Origin of the sequence: Isoptericola halotolerans (assembly GCF_013149785.1) — a bacterium.
GTDB lineage: Bacteria > Actinomycetota > Actinomycetes > Actinomycetales > Cellulomonadaceae > Isoptericola > Isoptericola halotolerans.
In genome coordinates this window covers 151,212-176,040 of record NZ_JABEZU010000002.1, presented here as the reverse complement: position 1 = coordinate 176,040, position 24,829 = coordinate 151,212, and the positions used below count along the sequence as shown (strand labels likewise).

At 73.7% G+C, this 24,829-nt stretch carries 22 protein-coding genes; 6 read left to right on the top strand and 16 right to left on the bottom strand.

The window, feature by feature from the left end; all coding sequences use genetic code 11:
- Window positions 1-4: 4 nt before the first annotated feature.
- The 3 genes from HDG69_RS08525 to HDG69_RS08515 form a co-directional block, all read right to left on the bottom strand.
- Window positions 5-1,306, bottom strand: coding sequence for an aspartate kinase (locus tag HDG69_RS08525; protein WP_171783377.1), 1,302 nt, complete (start codon window positions 1,304-1,306; stop codon window positions 5-7).
- A 120-nt stretch (window positions 1,307-1,426) separates the two neighbouring features.
- Window positions 1,427-2,215: a TSUP family transporter gene (locus HDG69_RS08520; RefSeq protein WP_171783376.1), complete on the bottom strand. Its 789-nt coding sequence runs from the start codon at window positions 2,213-2,215 to the stop codon at window positions 1,427-1,429.
- A gap of 11 nt (window positions 2,216-2,226) precedes the next feature.
- A complete protein-coding gene (locus tag HDG69_RS08515) occupies window positions 2,227-4,494 on the bottom strand; it encodes a choice-of-anchor I family protein (protein ID WP_343036347.1) in 2,268 nt (755 codons plus the stop codon).
- A gap of 183 nt (window positions 4,495-4,677) precedes the next feature.
- On the opposite strand from HDG69_RS08515, the gene HDG69_RS08510 reads away from it, so the two are divergent.
- On the top strand, window positions 4,678-5,601 hold the full coding sequence (locus HDG69_RS08510) for an ABC transporter ATP-binding protein (RefSeq protein WP_171783375.1): 924 nt from the start codon (window positions 4,678-4,680) through the stop codon (window positions 5,599-5,601).
- Complete coding sequence (locus HDG69_RS08505; protein ID WP_171783374.1) at window positions 5,598-6,758, top strand: ABC transporter permease; 1,161 nt, start codon at window positions 5,598-5,600, stop codon at window positions 6,756-6,758. The genes HDG69_RS08510 and HDG69_RS08505 overlap by 4 nt, the downstream gene beginning before the upstream one ends.
- Before the next feature lie 46 nt (window positions 6,759-6,804).
- Here HDG69_RS08505 and HDG69_RS08500 read toward each other — a convergent pair whose 3' ends face one another.
- The 10 genes from HDG69_RS08500 to HDG69_RS08455 all read right to left on the bottom strand — a co-directional run bounded on the left by HDG69_RS08500 (window position 6,805) and on the right by HDG69_RS08455 (window position 19,229).
- Window positions 6,805-7,374: a DUF5063 domain-containing protein gene (locus HDG69_RS08500; protein WP_425484018.1), complete on the bottom strand. Its 570-nt coding sequence runs from the start codon at window positions 7,372-7,374 to the stop codon at window positions 6,805-6,807.
- Between the two features lie 108 nt (window positions 7,375-7,482).
- On the bottom strand, window positions 7,483-8,082 hold the full coding sequence (recR, locus tag HDG69_RS08495; RefSeq protein ID WP_171783372.1) for a recombination mediator RecR: 600 nt from the start codon (window positions 8,080-8,082) through the stop codon (window positions 7,483-7,485).
- Window positions 8,083-8,213: 131 nt separating this feature from the next.
- Complete coding sequence (locus HDG69_RS08490) at window positions 8,214-9,263, bottom strand: ATP-binding cassette domain-containing protein (protein ID WP_171783371.1); 1,050 nt, start codon at window positions 9,261-9,263, stop codon at window positions 8,214-8,216.
- Complete coding sequence (locus HDG69_RS08485) at window positions 9,260-10,777, bottom strand: ABC transporter permease subunit (RefSeq protein ID WP_171783370.1); 1,518 nt, start codon at window positions 10,775-10,777, stop codon at window positions 9,260-9,262. Before HDG69_RS08485 ends, HDG69_RS08490 begins: the two co-directional genes overlap by 4 nt.
- A gap of 47 nt (window positions 10,778-10,824) precedes the next feature.
- On the bottom strand, window positions 10,825-11,892 hold the full coding sequence (locus HDG69_RS08480; RefSeq protein WP_171783369.1) for an extracellular solute-binding protein: 1,068 nt from the start codon (window positions 11,890-11,892) through the stop codon (window positions 10,825-10,827).
- 135 nt (window positions 11,893-12,027) lie between these two features.
- Entirely contained in the window at window positions 12,028-12,633 is a 606-nt protein-coding gene (locus tag HDG69_RS08475) for a response regulator transcription factor (protein WP_171783368.1), read from the bottom strand.
- The gene (locus HDG69_RS19560) at window positions 12,630-13,928 is read right to left on the bottom strand and encodes a histidine kinase (protein ID WP_171783367.1); all 1,299 of its coding nucleotides are present in this window, start codon (window positions 13,926-13,928) and stop codon (window positions 12,630-12,632) included. Before HDG69_RS19560 ends, HDG69_RS08475 begins: the two co-directional genes overlap by 4 nt.
- Window positions 13,929-14,062: 134 nt before the next feature.
- The gene (locus tag HDG69_RS08465) at window positions 14,063-15,661 is read right to left on the bottom strand and encodes a serine hydrolase domain-containing protein (RefSeq protein ID WP_343036346.1); all 1,599 of its coding nucleotides are present in this window, start codon (window positions 15,659-15,661) and stop codon (window positions 14,063-14,065) included.
- A gap of 101 nt (window positions 15,662-15,762) precedes the next feature.
- Window positions 15,763-16,557, bottom strand: a complete 795-nt coding sequence (locus tag HDG69_RS18985; RefSeq protein ID WP_343036345.1) for an NUDIX hydrolase — start codon at window positions 16,555-16,557, stop codon at window positions 15,763-15,765.
- Complete coding sequence (locus HDG69_RS08455) at window positions 16,554-19,229, bottom strand: DNA polymerase III subunit gamma and tau (RefSeq protein WP_171783365.1); 2,676 nt, start codon at window positions 19,227-19,229, stop codon at window positions 16,554-16,556. Before HDG69_RS08455 ends, HDG69_RS18985 begins: the two co-directional genes overlap by 4 nt.
- A gap of 96 nt (window positions 19,230-19,325) precedes the next feature.
- Here HDG69_RS08455 and HDG69_RS08450 point away from each other — a divergent pair, with 96 nt between their 5' ends.
- Genes HDG69_RS08450 through HDG69_RS08435 form a run of 4 tightly spaced genes read left to right on the top strand, consistent with a single transcriptional unit; the run spans window position 19,326 to window position 22,144 of the window.
- Window positions 19,326-19,883, top strand: a complete 558-nt coding sequence (locus HDG69_RS08450; protein WP_171783364.1) for a TetR family transcriptional regulator — start codon at window positions 19,326-19,328, stop codon at window positions 19,881-19,883.
- Entirely contained in the window at window positions 19,880-20,599 is a 720-nt protein-coding gene (locus HDG69_RS08445; RefSeq protein WP_171783363.1) for an ABC transporter ATP-binding protein, read from the top strand. Before HDG69_RS08450 ends, HDG69_RS08445 begins: the two co-directional genes overlap by 4 nt.
- Window positions 20,596-21,372: an ABC transporter permease gene (locus HDG69_RS08440; RefSeq protein ID WP_171783362.1), complete on the top strand. Its 777-nt coding sequence runs from the start codon at window positions 20,596-20,598 to the stop codon at window positions 21,370-21,372. Before HDG69_RS08445 ends, HDG69_RS08440 begins: the two co-directional genes overlap by 4 nt.
- Window positions 21,373-21,430: 58 nt before the next feature.
- On the top strand, window positions 21,431-22,144 hold the full coding sequence (locus HDG69_RS08435) for a rhamnogalacturonan acetylesterase (protein WP_171783361.1): 714 nt from the start codon (window positions 21,431-21,433) through the stop codon (window positions 22,142-22,144).
- A 54-nt stretch (window positions 22,145-22,198) separates the two neighbouring features.
- Here the strand turns inward: HDG69_RS08435 and HDG69_RS08430 are convergent, their stop codons facing one another.
- The 3 genes from HDG69_RS08430 to HDG69_RS08420 all read right to left on the bottom strand — a co-directional run bounded on the left by HDG69_RS08430 (window position 22,199) and on the right by HDG69_RS08420 (window position 24,696).
- Window positions 22,199-23,209, bottom strand: a complete 1,011-nt coding sequence (locus tag HDG69_RS08430; RefSeq protein WP_171783360.1) for a pirin family protein — start codon at window positions 23,207-23,209, stop codon at window positions 22,199-22,201.
- Window positions 23,206-23,703 (bottom strand): carboxymuconolactone decarboxylase family protein, encoded by a 498-nt coding sequence (locus HDG69_RS08425; RefSeq protein ID WP_216645435.1) that lies wholly within the window; start codon window positions 23,701-23,703, stop codon window positions 23,206-23,208. The genes HDG69_RS08430 and HDG69_RS08425 overlap by 4 nt, the downstream gene beginning before the upstream one ends.
- A gap of 180 nt (window positions 23,704-23,883) precedes the next feature.
- Window positions 23,884-24,696, bottom strand: coding sequence for a MerR family transcriptional regulator (locus HDG69_RS08420; protein ID WP_171783359.1), 813 nt, complete (start codon window positions 24,694-24,696; stop codon window positions 23,884-23,886).
- Between the last annotated feature and the right edge of the window lie 133 nt (window positions 24,697-24,829).

The window sequence follows — 24,829 nt, the reverse complement described above, 5'->3', positions numbered from 1 at the left end:
CCGATCACCGCCCCGTCCCGGCGTAGACCACGGCCTCGCCCTCGGAGGAGTCCAGCTCGAACGCGGTGTGGATGGCCCGCACCGCGTCGTCGAGGGAGTCCGCACGGGTGACCACCGAGATGCGGATCTCCGAGGTGGAGATCATCTCGATGTTGATCCCGGCGTCCCGCAGCGCGCCGAACAGGCGTGCGGAGATGCCGGGGTGCGACTTCATGCCCGCGCCGACCAGCGAGACCTTGCCGATCTCGTCGTCGATCTGCAGCTCGTCGAACTTCAGCTCCGACTTCACCGCGTTCAGCGCCGCGACCGTCGAGCGGACATCGCCGTGCGGGAGCGTGAAGGAGATGTCGGTGAGCCCGGTCGCCGCGGCCGAGACGTTCTGCACGATCATGTCGATGTTGGCGCCTGCTCCGGCGACGACCTCGAAGATGCGGGCGGCCTGGCCGAGGGTGTCGGGGACACCGACGACGGTGATCTTGGCCTCGCTGCTGTCGTGCGCGACGCCGGAGATGATCGGGTCTTCCATGGCTTCCTCCTGGTCACCGGTGCTGGCGTTCGGGTCGATGGCGTCTCCGTGGGTACCGGTCACCATCGTGCCGGTCTTGCCCGAGAACGAGCTGCGGACGTGCACCGGCACGTCGTACCGGCGGGCGTACTCGACGGCACGCAGCGCGAGCACCTTGGCCCCGGACGCCGCGAGCTCGAGCATCTCCTCGTAGGTGACCTTGTCGATCTTGCGCGCTCCCGGCACGATGCGCGGGTCGGCGCTGAAGATGCCGTCGACGTCGGTGTAGATCTCGCAGACGTCCGCGTCGAGACCGGCGGCGAGGGCGACCGCCGTCGTGTCCGACCCGCCACGACCCAGCGTGGTGACGTCGTTGGAGGTGCTGACTCCCTGGAACCCCGCGACGATCGCGACCTGCCCCTTGGCCAGGGTCTGGCGGATCCGGTGCGGGACGACGTCGACGATGCGCGCCTTACCGTGGGAGGCGTCGGTGAGGAGCCCGGCCTGCTGTCCGGTGAAGGACTTCGCCCTGACCCCGAGCTTGTCGATCGCCATGGCGAGCAGCGACATCGAGATCCGCTCACCGGCGGTGAGCAGGATGTCCATCTCCCGCTGCGGGGGCTTCGGACTGATCTCCTCGGCCAGGTCGAGGAGCTCGTCGGTGGTGTCGCCCATGGCGCTCACCACGACGACCACGTCGTTGCCGGCGCGCTTGGCCTCGGCGATGCGCTTGGCCACGCGCTTGATGGAGCGGGCGTCCGACACGGACGACCCACCGTATTTCTGCACGACCAGTGCCATGCATGCAACCTTTCTGTCGCCGGCCTCCGTCTCTCTCAACGGCCCGCCGGTCTCTTGTGTGTGCGCGCACCATGGTAGCGACCGGTGCTCGGCGCCGATGTGCCGGCGGTCACACCACCGCTACGAGGAGCCCGTGACGACGTCGTAGCCGAGCTTGCAGATGAGCGCTCCGACCACGACGACGAAGACGATGCGCACGAAACCGGAACCCTTCGCCACCGCCATCCGTGCCCCGATGTACCCGCCGACCAGGTTCGCCGCCCCCATCGCGAGCCCGAGGCCCCAGATCACGGCCCCGGCCGGCACGAAGTACAGCAACGCGCCCAGGTTCGTGGCGAAGTTGACGATCTTGGCCAGGGCCGACGCCGGGAGGAACGCGTACCCGAGCACGCTCACCAGGGAGATGACCAGGAAGGTCCCGGTGCCGGGCCCGAGCAGGCCGTCGTAGGCACCGATGACCAGCCCGATCCCCGCGGCCGTCCACCGGTGCCGGTTCCCTTCCCAGCGCAGGTCGTCCTGCTGGCCGAGCCGGGGCTTGAGGATCGTGAACAGAGCCACCCCGACGAGCACCACGAGGATGATCGGGGTGAACAGCTCGGCGGGGATCTGCGTGGCGAGCGCGGCCCCGCCGACCGCACCGGCCAGGGCAGCGACCGCCATCGGACCGGCCGTCGTCAGGTCCGGACCGACGCGCCGGTAGTACGTGATCGAGCTGACCGACGTGCCCATGATCGAGCCGAGCTTGTTGGTCGCCAGGGCCTGGACGGGCGAGATGCCGGGCACGAGCAGCAGCGCGGGAAGCTGGATGAGCCCGCCACCGCCGACGACGGCGTCGACCCAGCCCGCCGCCAGCCCGGCGAGGACCAGCAGGAGGACGGTGGAGACGTCGAGGTCGAGCACGCGTCGCATCCTCGCACGGGTCACTGCACGCGGACGGTCAGCTCCTTGCTGCTCGTCGATCCGAGGTCGTTGGCGAACACGACGCGGTACGTGTACCGGCCGGGCTCGCGGCCGGTGAGCGGTACCGCCACTTGCTGGGCCGACGGCGTGGCGTCCGTCAGCTCACCCGACGCCACCTCGACGCCGTCCTCGAGCAGCGTCCACGAGGTGGCGTTGGTGCCCCACCACAGGTCGGCGGACACCGTGTAGTCGCCGTCGCGGTCGTGGTTGTCGTGGCTCAGCCGGGGGGCCGCCGGCGCCGCGTCGGTCACCCGCACCGTGTGGTCGCGGCACGGCGTCGTCCCCGCGGCGTTCACCAGCTCGCAGGAGTAGACGTAGGTGCCGTCGGTGCGTCCGGTCAGCGCGAAGTCCACGTGCTGGGCCGACGGCGAGGCGTCCACGAGGTTGCGCGTGGCGACCACCTCGCCGTTCTCGAGCAGGCGCACGTGGGTGGCGTTCTGGCCCCACCACAGGTCGACCGAGACGGTGTACGCCCCGCCGCGGACGCCGTCGTGCGCGTTGTCGTCGCTGATCACGCCGCGCGCCGGGGCCACCGTGGGCGCGGGGCCGTCGACGGCGTAGAGCGTCGTGGTCCCCGAGACCTCGTTGGCGACGGCGAGCATCGGCTCGCCGGTCGGCGACTCGTCGGCCTCGATGAACGCCAGGCCCTCGGGACCGAGGTCGCCCGACTCCTCGACGGGGGCCGAGAAGTCGCGGTTGTTGACGTACTGCACGAACTCCGACGCTGCGGGGTCGGTGACGTCGTAGACCATGACGCCGCCGACCCGCTCGAGCCCGATGAAGGCGTAGGTGCGGCCGTCCACCTCGCCGATCGCCATGTTCTCCGGCTCCGGGCCCTTGTTGTCCGAGCGGGAGTCGGCGGCAGGGTCGGTGTTGTTGGCGTTGAAGTGCTCCGGCGCGACCTCCGCGGTGATCTGCTCGAAGTCGTCGCCCGAGTCGTAGACCTGCTCGCCGTCGGTGGTCCAGATCGAGAAGGACCGGCCGCCGAAGGCGTGCAGCTCCTCGTAGCAGGCGCCGTCGGCACGCAGGCCGGAGGCGATGGACACGTCGAGGCGCCCGAGGTCGGCGTCGCCGGTGAGGCCGACCGCCGGGTGGCCCTCGCAGATCGGGGCGGTGCCACCCTTGCCGAGGTCCTTGACTCGGACCGGCTCCTCGTAGTCGCCCCACTCGCGGGCGTCTCCCTCGTTGGCGGTGACCAGGTACGTCTCGCCACCGGCCGTGTAGGCGTTGATCCCGTCCGGCATGTACAGGCCCTTGACCGGGATCGTGCGGATGTCGATCCCGCCGTCGCGGTCCGAGGGGTCGATGCCCTGCCCCTCGATCGAGAAGTCCTTGGCGCCCAACGGCCAGACGTCGGTCACCTCGGCGGCGTCCAGGTCGACGACGGCGACGGCGTTCGCCTCCTGCAGCACGGCGTAGGCGGTGGTCGAGTCACCCGAGACGGCGACGTACTCCGGTTCGAGGTTCCGCGAGACCGGGTGGTCGATCCCGTCGATCCCGGCGAAGACCCGCACCCCGTCGGGCAACGCACCGGGTGCCTCGAACGCGTGGAAGTCGGCGATCCGGACGTCGCCCTGGGACGGCGCGGCGACCTGGTCGGGCACGTCGACGACGGCGACGTCGCCCTCGGGGTCGACGGTGTAGTCGTCGTTCGGCTCGCCCTCGTCGGCGACGACGGCCCGCGTGCCGTCGGGGGTGAAGGTCACCATGTCCGGTTGTGCGCCGACCCGGACGGCGCCCAGCGCGGAACCGTCCGCGGCGGCGTCGAAGAACACGAGCCAGCCGCGGTCGGTCTTCGGGTCGGACTCGACGGCGACGACGGCGAGGCCGTCGTCCCGGACGGCCACCGAGTTCGCGACGGCCCCGGTGGGGACCACCGAGCCGTCGTCGGCCTGCACGCTGGTGGTCTGCAGCGAGAAGACCCGCGTCGGGACGGCCGGGTCGGCGACGTCGAGCACCGTCACCTCTCCGGCCTGCGCGTTCACCGAGAACAGCCGCTGGGAGCCACCGTGGTAGGCGACCACCTCGGCCGCGGACTCGTCGAACACCCCGGTCTCGTAGCTGCCGAGGGCACGCAGGTCGATCGCCGCGCCGGGTGCGCTGGTGCCGACCGGGTCGTCGACCACGGACGCGCGAGCGGGCAGCGCCAGCGCCGCCCCCACGAGGGTGAGGCCGATCGCTGCAGCGGTGGCACGGACGGCGGGCGGACGGATGCCACGGACGGGCACGGGAGCCTCCGGTGTGGGACGACAGGGTCGCGTCGCACGCTAGGGGCCCTCGGTAGCGAGAACGGCGCCGACGGGTGAACACCGGATGGCGCGGCGGTGGCGAGGCGTCGTCGCAGGTCGGCCCGCAAAGATCATCCGCCAGGATGACGCCGGGCCCTCGCGTCACGCCGTAGGTTTCGTCGCATGACCGATGACGAGGGTGGGATCAGGACGCGCGGAGTACGCCGCGCGTTCGGGACGGTGCAGGCGGTGACGAGCGTCGACCTCGACGCCCGGCCGGGACGGGTGACGGCCCTCGTGGGCCCCAACGGGTCCGGCAAGACGACCCTGCTGCTGATGCTCGCCGGGCTGCTCGCCCCCGACGCCGGGGAGGTCCGGGTCGCCGGTCTCGACCCCGCCGTCGACGGTCGGGCGGCCCGCGCGCGGATCGGCTGGATGCCCGACGTGTTCGGCACGTGGGAGTCCCTGACGGCCCGCGAGGTGCTCACCACGGTCGCCGCGGCGTACCGCATGGCGCCCGACGACGGCGCCCGCCGCGCCGTCGAGCTGCTCGAGCTGGTGCACCTCACCGACCTCGCCGACTCTCCCGCGCACGTGCTCTCCCGGGGCCAGAAGCAGCGCCTCGGCCTGGCCCGGGCGCTCGTGCACGACCCCGACGTGCTGCTGCTCGACGAACCGGCCTCGGGCCTGGACCCGCGGTCGCGCGTCGACCTGCGCCGGCTGGTGCGCCGGCTGGCCGGCGCGGGCAAGACCGTGCTCATCAGCTCGCACGTGCTGACCGAGCTCGACGAGATGGCCGACGACGCCGTCTTCCTGTCCCAGGGACGCACCGTGCGGTCGCAGTCGGTGGACGACGCCGCGGCCGAGCTCCGGGCATGGCGGATCGCGGCGCTCTCCCCCGGTGCGCTGGCGGACTGGTTGACGGCCGCCGGCATCACCGCACGGCTGGAGGTCGACGGCTCCGCCCTGGTCGACCTGGACGGCGACGAGGCGGCGGCGGCGCTGCTGCGCGACGCGGTCGCCGCCGACGTCCCGGTGGTCAGCCTGGCCCCGGCCGGTGGCGCCCTGGAGCAGGCCTATCTGCGACTCGAGGAGGAACGACGATGAGCATCGCGGCCGAGCGAGGCACGGAGGCCCCGGCGTCGGGCACCACGCCCCCGAAGGTGCCCGGCAGCGACTGGTCGCTGTCCTGGCAGGGTGTGCGCACCGTGACGCAGCTGGAGCTGCGCCAACGGATCCGTTCGACGCGATGGAAGGTCGCGCTCGTCGTCTGGTTCGTGGCGGTCGGGCTGGTCACCCTGCTCACGTCCGGCGCCGTGAGCATGATCTTCGCCGACCCGTCGATGGGGGCCGAGGGCGCCGGACGCACCATGTTCGGCGTCGTGGTGTTCTTCGTGCTGTTCCTCGGGCTGCTCGTCGCACCGGCGCTCACCGCACCCGCGATCAACGGCGACCGTTCTGCGGGGACGCTCGCGACGCTGCAGGCGACGCTGCTCACCCCGGCGGAGATCGTGGTCGGCAAGCTGCTCTCCGCCTGGCTGGCAGCACTGGCCTTCCTCGCTGCGAGCGTGCCCTTCATCCTCTGGGCCTTCGCCGTCGGCGGGCTCCCGTTCTGGTCGCTCGTCTCGGTGCTGGTGGTGCTCGGGATCGTGCTCGGCATCGTCTGCGCGGTGGGCCTCGGGTTCTCGACGCTGACCGCCAAGACCTCCGGCTCGGCCGTGCTCACCTACCTCACGGTGGGCGGGCTGTCGGTGCTGACGCTGGTCCTCTTCGGGCTGAGCGTGCCGCTCGTGACCACCACCGAGCAGGTGCGCACCTGGGACGTGCCGGTCGACTACGACTGGGAGGACTCGGCGCCGCCCGAGTGCGAGTGGCGCATGCAGGAGCAGGAGGTCTTCCACTCGGAACGCACCTGGTGGCTGCTCGCGGCCAACCCCTTCGTCATCGTCGCCGACGCCCAGCCGCTCCCAGGGACCGAGGAGTTCGAGAACGCCGCGGACCCGCTGACGCTGATCCAGTACGGGGTCCGGTACGCCCGCACCGGACCTGCCGCCGAGCAGGACTGGTGCGGCGACATGTGGTTCTCGACCGGGGGCGACCTGTCCGCCGACCCTCCCGTCGAGGAGCCGCAGCCGAGCGAGTCGCTCGTGTGGCCGTGGGGGCTGGGGATCTACCTGCTGCTCGGGGCGGGGGGCGTCGTCACCGCCGTCCGACGCCTCCGCATCCCCGCCCAGCGCCTCCCGAAGGGCACCCGCGTCGCCTGATGCCGTGGCGACAGGACGTGCCGGCAGGTCATCCCTGCCGGCACGTTCAGGCGTGCAGTGCGTCGTACTCCGCCTCGGCGGCGACGTCGTCCGCGACGTCGAGGCGCAGGTGGGCGAGCACGCCCTGCAGCACCCGCAGGGCCGACGACGCCCGCTCGCCCCAGCTCGACAGATAGCTGAACTGCCACCACCACAGGCCCTCGAGCTCGTGGCCGTCGTCGAAGTGCTGCAGGCCCTTGGCGATCTCGTCGGCGACGCAGGCGAGGTCGCCGGAGAGCGCGGCGGGTGCGACGTCGGCGCTCAGCACGGGGTCGGAGACCTCGACGTAGTCGTCGAACCCGTCGAACATCTGCGCCAGGGCGATCCGTAGCGGGTCCATGTCGGTCTCGCGCCCCGCGTCGGGCTCGAAGCGCTCGACGGGGACGACGTCGGTGATCGCGGCGAGCCGTGCCCCGGCGGCCAGCAGGTCGGACGTGGCGAGGATCAGCAGGGACAGCTCGGCACCGGGGAACCCTCCCGAGGCGACCTGCGACGTCGTCGACAGGAAGGTCCGCGCCTGCGCGGACATCTGCTCGGCGACATCTCGCAGCTCCGAGTCGGCGGAGATCTCTGGCACGGTGCTCACCTTTCCTGCGCCCGGTGTGGTGCTCCCAGTCTCACCCCTGTCACCCGGGGAGCGCCAGACGCCGTCCGGCCGACATGGACATCGGCTCGGCGGGCCCGGTCAGCTGCCGACGACGCGGCGGCCCTCGAACGCCCGGCCGAGCGTGACCTCGTCGGCGTACTCCAGGTCTCCGCCGACGGGCAGCCCGGAGGCGAGGCGGGACACGGTGAGCCCCATCGGTCCGATGAGCCGCGAGAGGTAGGTGGCGGTCGCCTCGCCCTCGACGTTCGGGTCGGTGGCGATGATGACCTCGGTGACCGCGCCGTCGGCCAGCCGCGTCATCAGCTCGGAGATCCGCAGGTCGTCGGGCCCGACGTTGTCCAGCGGGTTGATCGCGCCGCCGAGCACGTGGTACCTGCCACGGAACTCGCGGGTGCGCTCGATCGCGACGACGTCCTTCGGCTCCTCCACCACGCAGATGACGTCGTCCCCGCGGCGGGGGTCGGAGCAGATGCGACAGCGCTCGGACTCCGCGACGTTGCCGCACACCTCGCAGAACTGCACCCGCAGCTTGACCTCGGTGAGCGCGTCGGCGAGCCGGCGCACGTCCGCAGCATCCGCAGCGAGCAGGTGGAACGCGATCCGTTGCGCGCTCTTGGGCCCGACGCCGGGAAGCCGGCCGAGCTCGTCGATCAGGTCCTGGACCGCGCCTTCGTACACGCGCTCAGCCTACGGGGCGCCGGGGACACCGGACGCCGCGCCGGCCGGCGCCTCCACTCGGCACATCGCGCTCCGCTCGGCAGCTCGAGCTGCCGAGCGGAGTGCAAGCTGCCGACCGCACCGCCCGGCGATCAGGCGAACCAGACGACGGGACCCTCGACCCGCACCGCCACCTCGGTGTGCTCGGGGACCGAGCCCTGCACACGGCAGATGATCGGTGCGGAGGCCGGGCTGCCGGGGCGTGTCCCGGCGGGGTGCACCCGCAGGTGCACGGTCGAGTCGTGGCCGTGGAACACCGTGCGTTCCACCACGGCCGCCGTCCCCTCGCCGGGCGGGACGAGGTGGATCTGCTCGGGCCGCAGCACGACCCGACCGGTCTCGCCGGTGGGCGTCGGCCCCAGGACGTGCAGCGGCCCCAGCATCGTGGTCACCCGGTTGGTGTCGCTGCGGCGGGCCTCCAGCACCACGGCCTCCCCGACGAAGCGCGCCACACCCAGGTCGGCAGGCCGCAGGTAGACGTCCTGCGGCCTGCCGTGCTGCACGACGACGCCGGCACGCATGACGGCCACCTCGTCGGCGATGCTGAGGGCCTCCTCCTGGTCGTGGGTGACCAGCACCGCGGTCGCGCCGACCTGCTGCAGGGCGGCCCGCACGTCCTCGCGCAGGGCGACCCGCAGCCCGGCGTCGAGCGCGCTGAACGGCTCGTCGAGCAGCACCACCTCGGGTTCGGGTGCCAGCGCGCGGGCGAGCGCGACGCGTTGCTGCTGCCCGCCGGAGAGCTCGTGCGGCCGTCGGCCGGCGAGGTCGGCCAGCCCGACGACGTCGAGCACCTGCATGATCCGCTCGCGCCGCCCGGGCGACCGACGCGGCAGGCCGAAGCCCACGTTCTGGGCGACGTCGAGGTGCGGGAAGAGCGTTCCCTCCTGCGGCACGACACCGACCTTGCGCCGCTCGGGCGGCAGCCAGGTCCGTGGCCCGACGACCTCCACGTCACCGAGACGCACCACGCCGGCGTCCGGCCGCTCGAAGCCCGCGACCGTCCGCAGCAGCGTCGTCTTGCCGCAGCCGGAGGGCCCGAGCACCGCCGTCAACGAGCCCTGGGCCACCTCCAGCGCCACACCGGACAGCACGGTGGTCTCGCCGAAGGACTTGCGCAGCCCGGTGATGGTCAACGTGCTCACGAGGGCTCCAGCGCGGTGGTGGGGGTGCGCGAGAGGTGCTCGCGCGACATGAACAGGGTCGGGACGACGGCCAGCAGCACCAGGGCCGCCGCGTAGGGGGCGGCGGCGGCGTACTCGTCGACGGAGGTGTGCGTCCACAGCCGGGTGGCGAGCGTGTCCATCCCCGTGGGGCGCAGCAGGAGCGTGGCGGGCAGCTCCTTCATGCAGGTGAGCATCACCAGCGCCGCGCCGGCACCGATGCCCGGTGCCGCGAGCGGTACGGTCACCCGGCGCAGCACCCCCCAGGACGTGTGCCCGAGCGAGCGGGCGATCTCCTCGCCGTGGGGCGACGACAGGGCGACCGACGCACGCACCACGCCGACCGCCGCCGGCAGGAACAGGATCGCGTAGGTCAGGACGAGCAGCGGCACCTGCTGGTAGAGGCCGGGGACCACCCGCACGCCGAAGAACACCATGGCGAGCGCGACGACGATGCCCGGCAGGGCGTGGCCCGCGTAGGAGGCGTGCTCCGTCAGGCGCACCAGCCGGGTGCGGTGCCGGGCGGCGAGGATGCCGACGGGCAGCGCCATCGCGACGGCGACGAGCGCCGCGAGCAGGCTCACGCCCAGGGTCGCGGACGCCGCGCCGAACAGTCGGTCGAGCCCGGCGCCGGCGCTCCGCCCGCGCAGCAGCCAGAAGCTCAGGGACGCCACGGGAAAACCGACGGCGACGGCGGCGACGACGACGAGCCAGGTCGTCGCCAGCGCCTGGCCTCGCCTGCCGAGGCTCGCACGCAGCGGCGGCCGGCTGACCCCGGCGCCGACCCGGACCTGCTCGGCCCGACCGCGGCTGCGTGACTCGGCGACGGTGATCGCCACCGTGATGACGACCAGCAGCAGCGACAGCACGGCCGCCGGGGTGCGGTCGAAGGCGGCCCGGTAGGACGTGTAGATGACCCGCGTGAAGACGTCGTAGCGCAGGATCGACACCGCTCCGAAGTCGCTCAGGGTGTAAAGGGCGACCAGCAGGGAACCTGCTGCGACGGCCGGGCGCGCCTGCCGCAGCGTGACGGTCACGAAGGTGCGCAGCGGGGAGCGCCCGTGCGACCGGGCGACCTCCTCGAGCGACGGGTCGGTGCGCTGCAGCGCCGCCATCGTCGGCAGCATCACGAGCGGGTAGGTGCAGGCGGTGAGTACCAGGACCGACCCGCCGTAGCCGGTGACCTCGCTGCCGAACGTCGAGACCCATGCGTAGGCCGCGACGTAGCTCGGCACGGCGAGCGGCAGGGTGGCCACGACGGTCCAGAAGCGTCGGTGACGCACGGTCGTGCGTGTCAGGAGCGCGGCGGAGGTCACCCCGACGACCAGGCACGCCGCCGTCACCGAGGCCGTCAGCGCGAGGCTGCGCAGCACCAGGGCGGCGGTGCGCTCGCGCCAGACGATCTCGACGACCCGCTCGACGCCGGCCTCCCCGGTGCGCAGCAGGAGGTAGGCCACCGGGACCAGCGCCACGAGGGCGACGGCGACCGCCAGCACCTCGAGGGTCCTGGGTCGGCGGAGCCGTCGGCCCCCGGGGCGGAGGGTCAGAGCAGCCCGACCTTCTCGAGCAGCGCCTGCGTCTCGGGCAGCGAGTCGAGGTCGTTGAGGTCGAGGCGCGCACCGGTCATCTCGTCGAGCGACCCGACGTCGTAGACCGTGCTCGTGACGCCCTCGACCACCGGCAGCTCGGCGGTCTCGTCGGCGAAGTACTGCTGGGCGTCCTCGGAGAGCAGGTAGGCGACGGCCGCGGCGGCGGCGTCGGGCTGGTCGCTCGCGGCGAGCGTCCCGGCACCGGCGACGTTGATGAGCGCGCCCGGGTCGTCCGCGTCGAGGAAGTGGATCTGGGCGTTCATGCTCTCCTCGCCGAGCTCGGCGGCGAGCGGGTACCAGTAGTAGTGGTTGATGAGGCCGACGGCCACCTCGCCGTCGTTGACGGCCTGCAGCACAGCACCGTTCTTCTCGTAGTCGACGGGCTCGAGGGCGGCGAACTGCGTCAGCCACTCCTCGGCGCCGTCCTCGCCGCGCATCACGCGCAGCGCCGTGACGAACGACTGCCAGGAGGCGTTGGTCGGCGCGTAGCCGATCTTGCCGGTGTAGGCGGGGTCGAGCAGGTCGTCGACCGAGTCGAACCCGGTCACCTCGGGTGCGGCGTCGGCGTCGTGCACGAGCACGCGCGCCCGGGCGGACGTCGCCACCCACGAGCCGCTGGCGTCCTTCAGGTCGTCCCGGACGGCGGCGGTGACGTCGTCGGGCAGCTCGGCGAGCAGCCCGGCCTTGGCGAGCGCGCCGAGGGCGCCGGCGTCCTGGGAGAAGAACACGTCCGCGGGGGTGCGGTCGCCCTCCTCGGCGAGCTGGGCGGCCAGCTCGGCGGAGTCCGCGTAGCGGACCTCGACGGGGACGCCCACGGCTGCCTCGAGGTCGTCGAGGAGCGGGCCGACGAGGTCCTCGTTGCGGCCGGAGTAGATGACCAGCGCCTCGCCGTCGCCTGCCGCGTCAGCGGCTGTGGCGGCGTCGGCGTCGGCAGCGTCGGCTGCCTCGTCGGTGCCGCAGGCCGCGAGGGCGGCGACGAGCGCCGCCGAGGTGACCGCGCCGAGAGTGCGTCGGAGTCGCATGGGTGTTCCTTCGGGATCGGAGTACCGGGGGCGAGTCCCCGTGGCCGATCATAAGGTAAGGCTCACCTCATCGTTACCGGGTCACGGTCTCAGCACCCGGGCACCGGTGCCTGACGCAACCACCGCTCAGGGCCCTCAGATCCAGCCCTTGGCCCGCGCCGCCCGGACCGCCTCGTGCCGGTTCGCGACGCCGAGCTTCGCCACGGCCGACGACAGGTAGTTGCGCACCGTCCCGGGGGCCAGCGAGGCTCGCACGGCGATCTCCTCCACCGGCGCGCCGTCGGCAGCCAGCTCCAGCACGTCCGCCTCCCGCGCGGTCAGCGGTGAGTCCCCGGCAGAGATCGCGTCGGCGGCGAGCTCCGGGTCCACGTACCGCCCGCCCTCGGCCACCTGCCGGATCGCACCCGCCAGCACGGTCGCCGAGACCGTCTTGGGCAGGAAGCCCCGCACGCCCGCGCCGAGAGCCTTCTTCAGATGACCCGGCCGGCCGTGCCCGGTGACGATGATGATCGCGCACTCCGGGACGTCCCGGCGCACGGCCTCCGCCACCTCGATGCCGTCCGCCCCCGGCATCTGCAGGTCGAGGACCGCGACGTCGGGCCGGTGGCGCTGCACCACGGCGATCGCCTCCGGCCCGCTGCCGGCCACGGCGACCACGTCCAGGTCCTCCTCCAGCCCGAGGAGCTGCGCCACGGCGTCACGGATGAGGGTCTCGTCGTCGGCCAGGACGATACGGATCATGAGGTCGCTCCGGGAGGGTTCGGGACACGGGCGGTGACCGTGAACCGGTCGCCGTCGAGGGTGGTGTCGAGGGTGCCGCGGACCGCGGCGAGACGTTCGCGCAGGCCGGCGAGCCCGGTCCCGTCGCCGAGCCCCGCCGTGGTGCCTCTCGGGGCCGCGACGCCGTCGTTGGTGACACGCAGGACGGCGGACTCGTCGTCGACCTCCAGCTCCAGCCGGCACTCGGTGGCGCGCGAGTGGCGGACCACGTTCGTCACCGCCTCGCGGACGACCCAGGCCAGCGCCTCCTGCTGGGTCGCCGCCAGCGACGGCACGTCGCTCGCGGCCCGGACGGTGATCCCGGCGGCCCGCAGGACGGCACGCGCACCCGCGAACTCCGTCGCCAGGTCGGCCGCCCGGTAGCCCGCGACGACGCCGCGTACCTCGCGCAGCGACTCCTGGGCCAGCGTGCGCACCTCGTCCATCTCGTCCGCAGCCCGCGCATCGCCTCGACGGGACAGGGCCGCGGCCAGGTCGCTCTTCACGGCGACGGCGGACAGCGCCCGTCCGACGACGTCGTGCATGTCACGAGAGATCCGCAGCCGCTCCTCGGCGACGGCGAGCCGTCCGGCGACCTCGCTGGCCTCCTCGAGCTCGCGGACCACCTCGACGATCCACATCGAGATGCGGACGGTCCCCGTCCAGAAGAGCACGAGCGCGTAGAGGAGGGCCGCGCCGACGACGGCACCGCTGCTGAACGACCCGTCCAGGACCCAGGAGGCGAGGACGACGATCGGCACCCAGAGCGCCACGACGGCGAGGGGCCGGATCGCGAAGCCGATGGCCAGCGCCCCGCAGGTCGCGGCGCCGCAGACCGCGATCGTCATGGCACGCGCGTCGAGGCGCAGCGCGTCCGTGGACGTACCGGGCAGCACCACCAGGGCGAGGACGACGACCACGGCGGTGGCGGCGAGCAGGCCGATCACGACCGGGTGCAGCCTGCCACCTGCGACCAGCGGGCGGTCGAAGCCGACGTGCACCGTCGCGAACGCCAGCCCGACATGGACGACCGCGGCGACGGCGAGCGCCCCCAACCCCAGGGCCGGCGGGAGGGGGTCGGGGCTCTGCGACAGCGCGACGACCGCGTAGAGGTAGAAGAGTGCCTCCAGCGGGACGAAGAGGTACAGGCTGATCCGCGTGTACATCTCCACCCCGCGGGCGCCGCCCAACGAGGCGGCCAGACGGGAGGACGAGGTGCCCGACAGGGCGTTCGGCGGAGGGCTCGACGAGGCAGAGGCCGGCGGCGGGGAGGTCACGGCGTCAGCCTGCCACGCTCGCCGGTCGGATCGTCATGGGACGAGTCTGCCCTGCCCGGGACGCCCCGTCCGGTGCCACCGGTCACCGGACGGCGTGAGGTCCGCACGGTCCGGGCATGACATCTGTCAGGTGGTCACGCTCCGAGGCCGGTCGCCCGCAGCAGCACCGTGGGCCCGAAGGACACGTTCTGGTCCACGGCGACCTCGACGGTGCGCCCCTCCCCGTCCCCGCCGAACACCAGGCGGACGTCCAGGGCGAACGGCGTGCCGCGCCAGAGCAACCGCACCGACAGCTCCCGGTCCGACGTCCACGCCGCCGCCCCCGCGACCGGCACCTCGTCGTCGACGACCTCGGCACGGCCCAGCACCCAGCGCCCGACACCGCACCGCACCGCGTGCCAGGGCCCGTCGTGCGCGCGGGTCCAGGCGAGCTCGATCTCGTCACCGTGCGCGCCGCCTGCGTGGCGGACGGCGATCGCGTGCCAGCGCAGGAACGACCGGCCCGCCGTGTCCGGGCTCCCGGCGTCGGGACCGCTGTCCGGCGACCCGTCCGCGGGCTCGACGGCGCCCTCGGCCAGGACGAACGCCGCGCCGTCGACCATCGCCGCCAGCGGCGAGGAGACCCGGCCCTGCGGCATCGCGACGACCAGGTCGCCACGCGACGGCGCCGTCCCCGCCGCCTGCGCGGCCGGGGCCGTGCTGTCCGGTGCGCTCGGCGGGGGTGGGGTGCCGCCGTCGGGCACCTCGCCGAACGCCTCGTCGATCGTGGCGAGGACGGCTTCCAGCTCGACGTCCGTGACGGTCGTCCCGGAGGTGAGGACGACGACGGCGTCGCGGTCAGGCCGCACCACGCAGAACTGCCCGAACGCGCCGTCGGCCCGGTACGCGCCGTCGCGGCAGCGCCAGAACTGGTAGCCGTAGCCCTGCTCCCAGTCCGGGCTCCGGTCGGGACCGTTGGGCACCTGGGCCGCCGTCATCTCGTCGACCCATGCGGCGGGCACGAGCTGTTCGCCCTGCCAGGAGCCACGCTGCAGCAGGAGCTGACCGAACGCCGCGAGGTCCTCGGTGGTCAGCCGCATCCCGTACCCGCCGACGTCGATGCCCCGGGGGCACTGCTCCCACGTGGCGCCGACGATCCCCAGCGGGGTGAGCAGGCGCGGGGTGAGGTAGTCGAGGAGCCGCCCGCCCGTCAGGCGGTGCAGGATCGCCGAGAGGAGGTAGGTGGCACCGGTGTTGTAGACGAAGTGCGTCCCGGGCTCGTGGGTCACCGGCGCGGCGAGGATCGCCCGCGCCCAGCCCGCACCGGGCACGTGCAGGTTCGTCAGGGTGAAGTTCATCGTGTCGGTGCCGTGGCCGGACGTCATCGTCAGCAGGTCCCGCACGGTCATGGCCGCGAGGTGCTCGCCCGGGTCGTCGGGGGCGTCGTCGGGCAGCAGGTCGATGACGCGGTCGTCGGTGGTGAGCAAGCCGTCGGCGACAGCGAGGCCTAGCGCGGTGGCGGTGAAGGACTTGGACACCGAGAACATGACGTGCGGCTCGTCGGGCCGGTAAGGGTGCCACCACTCCTCGGCGACCACCGCACCATGGCGCAGCACCATGAGGCTGTGCACGTCGCGGATGCCGTCGAGCGTCTCGACGAGTCGCGCCAGCGCGGCGGGGTCCACCCCCTGGGACTCAGGGGTGGCCCGGGGAAGCCGGAGTGAGGATGCGGGGGCGGGTGTCGTCGTCGGCACGGGGCCAGTGTGCCGCACCGCTGCCACGAGCGTCTCTGTTCGTCAGGATCAGACGGTCGGATCCTGACGAACAGAGACGTTCGTGGCAAGGCGGCCGTGGGCTACTCCACGATCTGGTGCAGCCCGGGCAGCGTCTCGACGGTGTCGTCGCCGTAGGTGGAGTAGTCCAACGAGTGCAGGACGCCGTCCTCGACCCAGAGCTCGAGCATGCCCAGCGGCGTCTCGCCGTCGGCGACCTCGAGCTCGGCGATCGGGCCGCCGTCGTGCGGCGGGATCCTCGGCAGGCCCACCTCGGTCGGGACGTCGAGGACGAAGCACGCGTCCCCCTCGTGGTCCTTGCCGCCCCAGCGCGCGTGCGCGAGCTGCGCCCGGGCCTCCGCGGCCCCTCGCCAGGTGCCCGCACAGATCCGCTCCAGCAGCGCCGTCTCGTGCGGGGTCAGCGGTGCGCCGGGCCGACGAGGCGCTCCGTCGGGGGGTCGGTGCGCGGGTGCTGAGCGGAGCTGCCGCACCGCCCGCTCCAGCAGGTCGACCGAGAGCGCGGCGACCGGGTGCGTCGTCACCGGCGCGGCCGGGTCGACCCAGACGACCTCCGCCAGCTCGGCACGCGGCTCCGGATCGAACCCGGCCGGGAGCTCGACGGCGAAGACGTCCGCGACCACCGTGTGGTCCGCCTCGTTGGCAGCGGGCGCGTCGAACCGGCCCCACGGCACCACGGCGTCGGGGTCGACGACGAGGCCGATCTCCTCGGCGCACTCGCGCACCAGCGCCGCCCGCGCGTCCTCTCCCGGTTCGAGCTTGCCGCCGACCTGCATGAACGCGCTGGTGCCGCGCTTGCGCACGAGGAGGAACCTGCCGTCGCGCACGATCACCGCGGCGACGACGTGGATGGTCGTCACGGCTGGTCGACGACCTCGTCGACCACCGTGCCGTCCAGCACCTTGACGACCAGCGGCACCCCCATCAGTCCCGTGGAGGAGATGTCCGGGTCGTCGTCCGAGGCGTCGTCGAAGCCGCCGGCTGCCGGCCGGGTCTTCTCGGACTCCTCGCGCTCCCGCTCACGGGAGGCTGCCGCCGCCTGTTCGGCCGCCTGGCGTGGAGTCTGGGCAGGGGACGACGGCGCGGCGGTCTGCTGCGAGGTGGCAGCAGGGGTGGCGGTCGGTGCGGCGGCGGAGACCGAGCCCGCCGGGGGCGACGCACCGTCCGGCGAGGCCGACGGCCCCGCGAGCCAGGCCGCGTCGGCGGCGTCGGCAGCCGACTGCGCCGAGTGATCTGGCTGCGCTGGCGGGACCGGCTGCGCCGACTGCTCAGGCTGCCCCGCCGGGGCCGGCCGGGCCGAGCCCTGCGGACCGGCGCCGGGGCCCCCGGGTACGGGAACGTCCGGCCACGGGTCGTCGGGGGCATCGACGTCGGGAGCGTCGGTGCCGGGGGAACCGGTGCCGGGGGAACCGGTGTCGGGGGTGGCCGGCTCCTGGCCGCCTGTGGCCGGCGCCGTGAGCTCGGGCGCGCTCGGCCGCGCCGGCGCAGGGCTCGCGGCGGGTGCGGGCGCACCCACGGTGGTCTCGAGGCGCACCTGCACGCCGAGGGTCTGGAAGACGGCGTCGACCACCGCGTCGACGTGACGGGGCTGCGCGGAGAACGCGCGCGCCATCCCCTCGGCGTCGAAGGCGATCGTCAGCACCCCTGCGGACAACGAGGCCACCTGGGCGTTGGGCCCGACGAGGGCACGCGTCACCGGGCTGGAGAGGTTCGCCACCACCTCGTCCCAGCGGCGTCGGACCAGCTCGGCCGTGACCTCGGCCGGCCCTGCCGGCGCGGCCGCCTCCGCGACGGGCTGCGCGGGCGCGGGTGGCTGCTCGACGCGTTCGGGGGAACGCTCGGAGACAGGGTCCGCGGCGGTCTCAGCCGAGGAGTCACGCGGCGACGCGACCGGTTCCTCCACCGACGTCGTGACCGGCCCCAGCGGGTGATCGCCCCGTGCTGGTGCCGGCACGGCCGGCTGGGCTGCCTGCGGCCCGGTCGGCTCCGCGGTCGCCGGTCCGGCCGGCTCGGCGGCCGGCGGCTCGCCGGGCTTCTCCGCCGCCGGCTGCGACGGCTCCGCGGGCGACGACGCCGACACCTGCGCGGGCGCCGCACCCGGGACCTCCGGAGTCACCGCCCGCGCCGGGACGTCGGCAGCCGACGAGGCCGAGGCCGTGGCGTCCCGGGCCACGGGTCGCCTGCTCTGGCGCAGCGCGGCGCGGGCGGCCGCGGCACCGGAGAGCGATCCGGCCGCGCCCGTCCCGTCGCCGGCGTCCGCGCCGGGCGTCGGTGCCGCCGTCGGCCTCGGGTGCGACGGCCCCGGGGTGGTCGGGGCGGGCCGCTCGCCCGCGGCGGCAGGGACGCCACCCGGGTCGGCGGCGATCGCACCGCGCTCGAGCCGGTCGATGCGGGCGGCCAGGCCGTCGGTGCCGTGGTCGGCGCCGGGCAGCAGCAGCCGGGCACAGAGCAGCTCCAGGTGCAGGCGCGGTGACGTGGCACCGGTCATCTCGGTGAGCGCCGAGTTGACGAGGTCCGCCGCGCGGGAGAGCTCGGCCAGCCCGAGGTGGGAGGCCTGCTCGGTCATGCGTTCGAGCTGGTCGGCGGGCAGACCTCGCAGCACCGCCTCGGCGGCGTCCCCGGAGACGGCGATGACCACCAGGTCGCGCAGGCGTTCGAGGATGTCCTCGACGAACCGCCGTGGCTCGTGCCCGGTGGCGATGACCTGGTCGACGACCCGGAAGATCGAGGCGCCGTCGCGCGCGGCGAGGGCGTCGACGACGTCGTCGAGCAGGGTCGCGTGGGTGAACCCGAGCAGGTTCACGGCGGTGTCGTACCCGACCGAGCCGCCGGTCGCCCCGGCGATGAGCTGGTCCATGACGGACAGCGAGTCCCGCACGGAGCCGCCGCCGGCGCGCGTGACCAGGGGCACCACTCCTCCGCCGACCTCGACGCCCTCGGCGCCGCACAGCTCCTCGAGGTACGGGCCCAGGACGTCCGGCGGCACGAGCCGGAACGGGTAGTGGTGGGTGCGCGAGCGGATCGTCCCGATGACCTTGTCGGGCTCCGTCGTGGCGAACACGAACTTGATGTGCGGGGGCGGCTCCTCGACGATCTTCAGCAGCGCGTTGAAGCCCTGCTGGGTGACCATGTGGGCCTCGTCGAGGATGAAGATCTTGTACCGGTCGCGCGCGGGCGCGAACGTGGCGCGCTCGCGCAGGTCGCGGGCGTCGTCGACGCCGTTGTGCGACGCGGCGTCGATCTCGACGACGTCGAGCGAGCCCGAGCCGCCGCGCGCCAGCTCGACGCAGGAGGGGCACTCCCCGCAGGGGGTGTCGAGCGGCTTCTCGGGGGTGTTGCTGGCGCAGTTGAGGGTGCGGGCGAGGATGCGTGCCGACGTCGTCTTGCCGCAGCCGCGCGGACCGGAGAACAGGTAGGCGTGGTTGACACGCCCGCTGCGCAGCGCCTGCATGAGCGGCGCGGTGACGTGCTCCTGGCCGATCACCTCGGCGAACGTCTCGGGCCGGTAGCGGCGGTACAGGGCGGTGGTCACGCACGCCACGATAGACGCCGACGCCGACAGGGACACCACCTGCTCCACCGCCGTCGCCCCCTCGACACCGCAAATGTTAGTCACTAACATTGAGACGTGACCACCCCTGCGACACCCCGGGCGCTGCGCACCCGCGCCCGCGTCCTCGATGCCGCGCTCGACCTCTTCGAGCGACAGGGCTACGACGGCACCACCGTGGCCCAGATCGCCGCCGCGGCAGGCATCACGCCGATGACGTTCTTCCGGCACTTCCCCACCAAGGACGCCGTGCTGGTCTCCGACCCCTACGACCCGCTCCTCGCCGAGGCGGTCGCCGCCCAGCCGCGGGACCTCCCGGCGGTCGAGCGCGTGCGGCGCGGCATGCTCGCCGCGCTCGGCACCATCGAGCCGGTCGAGCACGCCACCGCGGTGCGCCGGGTCCGGCTGGTCGCGGCGAGCCCCGCGCTGCGCGCCGCCGTCGTCCTCGCCACGTACGACACCGAGCGCGCCATCACCGACGCCCTGGTCGACGACGGCGTGCCGCACCTCGACGCGGCGGTCGCCGCCGCTGCGTGCCTCGGCGCCTGCACCGCCGCCCTCTTCGCGATGCCGGCGGACGCCGACCTCGGCGCCGTCGTGACCCGCGCGCTCGACGTGCTCGGCGAGACGCCATGAGCGCCCTGCCCCTGCACCAGGCGGGGCACCGCTTCGGGGACCGGGACGCCCTCACCGGGCTCTCGTTCGCCGCGGCTCACGGCGAGGTCGTGGCCATGGTCGGCCTCAACGGCGCCGGCAAGACGACGGCGCTGCGCGTCCTGACCGGCCGGCTCCGCCCGGACCGGGGCACGGCCCGCGTACTCGGCGAGGACCCGGCCACGATGCGGCCGACGACGGCACGGCGGTTCGGTCACGTCGTCGGCGCCGCGCTGGTCTCCGGTGACCTCACCGTGGTCGAGAACCTGCGCAGCGCCGCGTCGCTGCACGGCCTGCCACGCGCCGACGTCGAGCACGCGAGCGCCGACGTCGTGCACCGCCTGGACCTGGACGCCTGGGCCGACGCCCCGGCCCGCACGCTGTCCGCGGGCAACGCCCAACGCCTCGGGATCGCCTGCGCGGTGGCGCACTCACCGTCCGCGCTCGTGCTCGACGAGCCCACCTCGGCGCTCGACCCCCGCGGCGTCGTCCTCGTCCGCGAGCTGGTGCGGTCGCTGGCCGACGACGGCGCGGCCGTGCTCGTCTCCAGCCACCACCTGGACGAGGTCGCCCGCGTGGCCGACCGCGTCGTCGTCGTGCACGGCGGGCGGGTGGTCGGCGAGCTGGCGCCGGGCGACGAGATGGAGCGGCGGTTCTTCGCGATGGTGCTCGCGGCGGACGCCGAGGCGGACGCATGACCGCCCTCGGCACCGCCCTGCGGGTGGAGGCGCTGGCGTGGCGTCGCTCCACGGTGCAGCGGCTGTCCACAGCGCTGGTGCTCGTCCTGGTGCCGCTGGCCGCCGTCGGCCTGACGGCCCTCGCCCGCTCCGGGACGGTGGTCGGTGCGGGCGCAGCCAAGCTGGAGCCCTACGCGACCGGCGACCTCGCGACGACCCAGCTCGCCGCCGCCGGTCAGATCCTCTCGGTGTCGATGCTGATCGCGGTCGGCTTCGCGCTCGCCGCGACGTTCGGGCAGCCGCTCGCCGACGGGCGGGCCGGGGCCTGCTTCGGGCTCGCGACGCCCCGCCCGACCATCGCGGCGGCGCGCTGCCTGGTGGTGCTGGGACGGGCGCTCGCCTGCGTCGTGCCGGCCCTGGGGATCACGGCAGCACTGGCCGCGGTGACGTCCTCCGGTCTCGGGCCCGAGGCCTGGGCGGCGGCGGGCCGCGGGCTCGCCGCCGGGATGCTCGGTGCCGGCCTCGGCGTGCCGTTCGCCGCCGTGGCGACGGCGACCCGGAGCCCGCTGGCCACGGTCGGCGCGCTGATCGGCGTCGTCGCCCTGACCCAGATGGTGGTGCTCGTGGGCGGCGGCTCCTGGTTCCCCTACGCCGTGCCGTCGCTGTGGACCGGGATGGGCGGCGCCGAGGCGGCGGCCGGCATCGGGCCGGCGGGGCTGCTGCTGACGGCGGCGGTGGCACCGGTGGGGATCGCCGTGGTCACCCGGCAGTGGCACCGGCTCACCGACGTGTGATTGACGGGCGGTGGTGCCGACCCTAGGTTTGGATCGATTCAGACCGACCGGAGGACCGATGACGATCCATCTTGCCGGCGACTCGACCGTCGCCCCGACCGACCACGGTGCGACCTCGGGTCACCCGGAGATCCCGCTGCTGGGCTGGGGGGACGAGCTCGCCCCGCTGGTCGACGACGAGGTCCACAACACCGCGGTCGGCGGCGCGACCACGCGGTCCTTCCGCGAGGAGGGGCACTGGGCTCGCGTGACCGACGCGCTGCGCCCTGGCGACACCGTCGTCATCCAGTTCGGGCACAACGACCAGAAGCACCCCGGCGAGCTGGCCGCCGACGGCGGGTACCGGCGCCGGCTGGACGAGTTCGTCACCGAGGTGCGCGACGCCGGGGCACGGCCCGTCCTGGCCACGAGCGTCGAACGTCGCTGGTTCGAGGCGGACGGGTCGCTGCGCTGGTCGCACGGCGCGTACCCCGCCGCCGTGCGGTCGCTCGCCGCCGAGCGGCACGTGCCGCTGATCGACCTCACGATCTTCACCCGCTGGCTGTACGCCTGGCTCGGCGCGACGGCGTCGGCCGCCCTGTTCCCGCACGGCGCCGCCGCCGAGGCAGGCCTGCCGGTGAGCACCGACCTGACGAACGACAACACCCACTACACGACGGCGGGAGCCCGGTACGTCGCGCGGTACGTCGCCGAGGCCCTCGTCGCGATCGACGGCGTGCACGACGCCACCGTGCCGATGGGGGTGGAGATCATGGCGGCGCAGCAGGGCTGACGGTGCTCCGCGGCCCCGGCGGCGCTCCGCCGTCCCCGCGCCGCGTCGCCCATCTCACTCCCGCGGGCGCAGCCTGACGGTCGGCAAGGGTGGAGCGGGAAGCGCTCGCGGCTGCCCCGGGGGGAACGGACCGAACAGCTCCGGCGCTCCAGCGTCCCGGGGGTCGGCGGGCTCGAACCCGAGCTCCGCCTGGTAGCGGCGTCGGAACGCGGCGATCTCGTCGTGGTCGCGCCCGACGAAGTTCCACCACATCACGATCTGCTCGCCCAGCGGCACGCCGCCCAGGAGGATCACCCGGGCGCCCGCGGCGCCCGCCGTGACGACCAGCGAGTCCGCCCCGGGCGGGAGGTACGCGAGGGACCGATGTCCCACGGTGGTCCCGTTGACCACGACCTCGTCGCTCTCGGCGAGCACGGCGTGCTCGAAGTCGGGTCGGACGTCCAGGGACGCACGACCCCCCGGCTCCAGGACCAGCTCGGCGCCCAGCAGGTCGGGCGTGCGCGTCGCGACCGGCGACACCGAGCCCAGGAGCTCTCCGAGGAACACACGGGCGGTCGCCCCCGGCAGCCGGACGGGCTCCGGCGTGTAGCGCTCGAACGCGTTCGCACCGAAGCGTGTCTCCTCGGGCAGCGCGTACCAGAGCTGCACACCGTGCAGGACCGTGGTCCCTGGGTCGCTGATCTCCTGGTGGGTGATGCCACGCCCCGCGATCATCAGGTTGAGGGACCCGGGAACGACGGACGCCGCGTTCCCGCCGGAGTCGAGATGCTCCACACGACCCGTGAACAGCCAGGACACCGTCGCCAGCCCGGTGTGCGGATGCCGTGGCACCAGCATGCCGCCGGTCTCGGCGACGTCGTCGGGGCCGAAGTGGTCCAGGAAGCACCACGCCCCCACCAACGACCGCTCCCGCTGGGGCAGCGTGCGGTGCACGTTCATGGCGCGCGGTCCGCCGAGCGCCACCGGGCGGGGTTCCAGGACCTGGACGGCTGCGTGCCCCTCGGCGACGCCGGGCCGCCCGCTCCCGAGGACCTCCAGCTCGGGGCGGCTGTCGAGGTTGGTCATCGCACGAGCCCTCCGTCGGCATCGCGCGGCCTCACCGGGTGCCCGCTGAGGACGGAGACCCTGTTGAAGGCGTTGATCGCGACGGCGACCCACTCGGCGGCCGCGAACGTCGCGTCGCCGAGGACGACCCGGGCGCCGGACAGCTCGGCAGCGGCCCTGTCGTCGAGCGGGAGGACCGTCGCCGCCTCGGCCACGGCGAGCACGGCCCGTTCCCGGTCGCCGAACACGCCGGTCTCTCGCCAGCTCGCCAGCACGTCCAGCTTCTGCTGCGGGACGCCGGCCTGCCTCGCCTCCCGACCGTGGAGGTCCAGGCAGAACGAGCAGCCGTTGAGCTGGGACGCCCGCACCTTGATCAGCTCGGACTCCTGCGCGAGGAGCCCTCCCTGCTCGGCCGCCTCGCGTGTCACCACCGAGAAGGCCACGACGGCGCGCCACACCTCAGGCATGGTCTTGTCCATGAACGGACGCGTGGACCGTTCGGCGAGCTCACTCATGGCACGACTCAAGACCGTGTTCCCGGCACAGGGTCAAGTCGACGCAACGCTGGCCCCCGCGTACCTCGACCTGTACCCGGGCGAGACCCCCGAACAGGCCCTCGAGTCGTCCGTGCCGTCGCAGACGGACCAGGTCATGACCCGTGCCATGACCCGCGGTGCAGGACGCACCGGGGATGGTCATGGCGCTCGGTGCTGTCGGCGGCCGGACGAGTGCTCACCCGCGTGCCGATGCCGTCGACTTCTGGATGGACCACCAGGGGCCGACACCGTAGCGGTCGCCGGCTCCGCGCGGGAGGAGTCGACGACGCCTGGCGCCCCTGAGCGGCTCACCATGGACGACGCGCGACGCAGGACGTCGCGCTGGACAGGCCGGTAGAGCTCGGCGACGGCGGTCTGGAGCGGCGCCCTGGCCCTGGGCGGCGCGGCCTCCGGACTCCGCCAGTGCGGACCGTTGCTCGCCAGGAGCGCGGCGAGGCTCTCACGGGTCGCCTCGGTGGCGTCCGGCAGCAGGTCGTCGAACCGGCGCCGTGCCTCGGCGGGCTCGGCGGCGACCATGGCCAGCAGGTGCGCACGATCGTCGGGCCCGGACAGGCGGGCGAGGATGTGGACGAGCGAGCGGTCTGCGCCCGACATCCGGGCGGCGATCGCCTCGAAGCCGTGCGGGGTGTCCGGCGGCGCGTTCTCGCGCAGGATCGCGGCGACGTCCGAGCGGGCACGCTGCAGGCGCTCGATGTCCGCCTCGAGCTCCGCGTCCACCGAGCGCAGGGCCGACGGCTGACGGGTGTCGACCTCCTCGATCCGTGCGAGCGGCACACCCAGCTCGGCCAGCCGTCGCAGACGGATCAGCCGCACGAGGTGGCTCACCTGGTACTGCTTGTACCCGTTGTGCAGCCGTTGCGGCAGATCGAGGAGCCCGACCGCGTGGTAGTGCCGGACGGTGTTCACGGTCGTCCCCGCGAGATCCGCCAGCTCCCGCGTGCTCCACACCATGACGTTCTCCTTGCTCGGCGACAGGGTGGGGCGCCCGCCGCCGGGTGAGTTTCGCCCCCTGCGCGGTGATCCGCCCGCCCTCGTTGGTAACGTCTCATCGAGCACCCGTGCTCGGCATCGGTGAGGACTACGT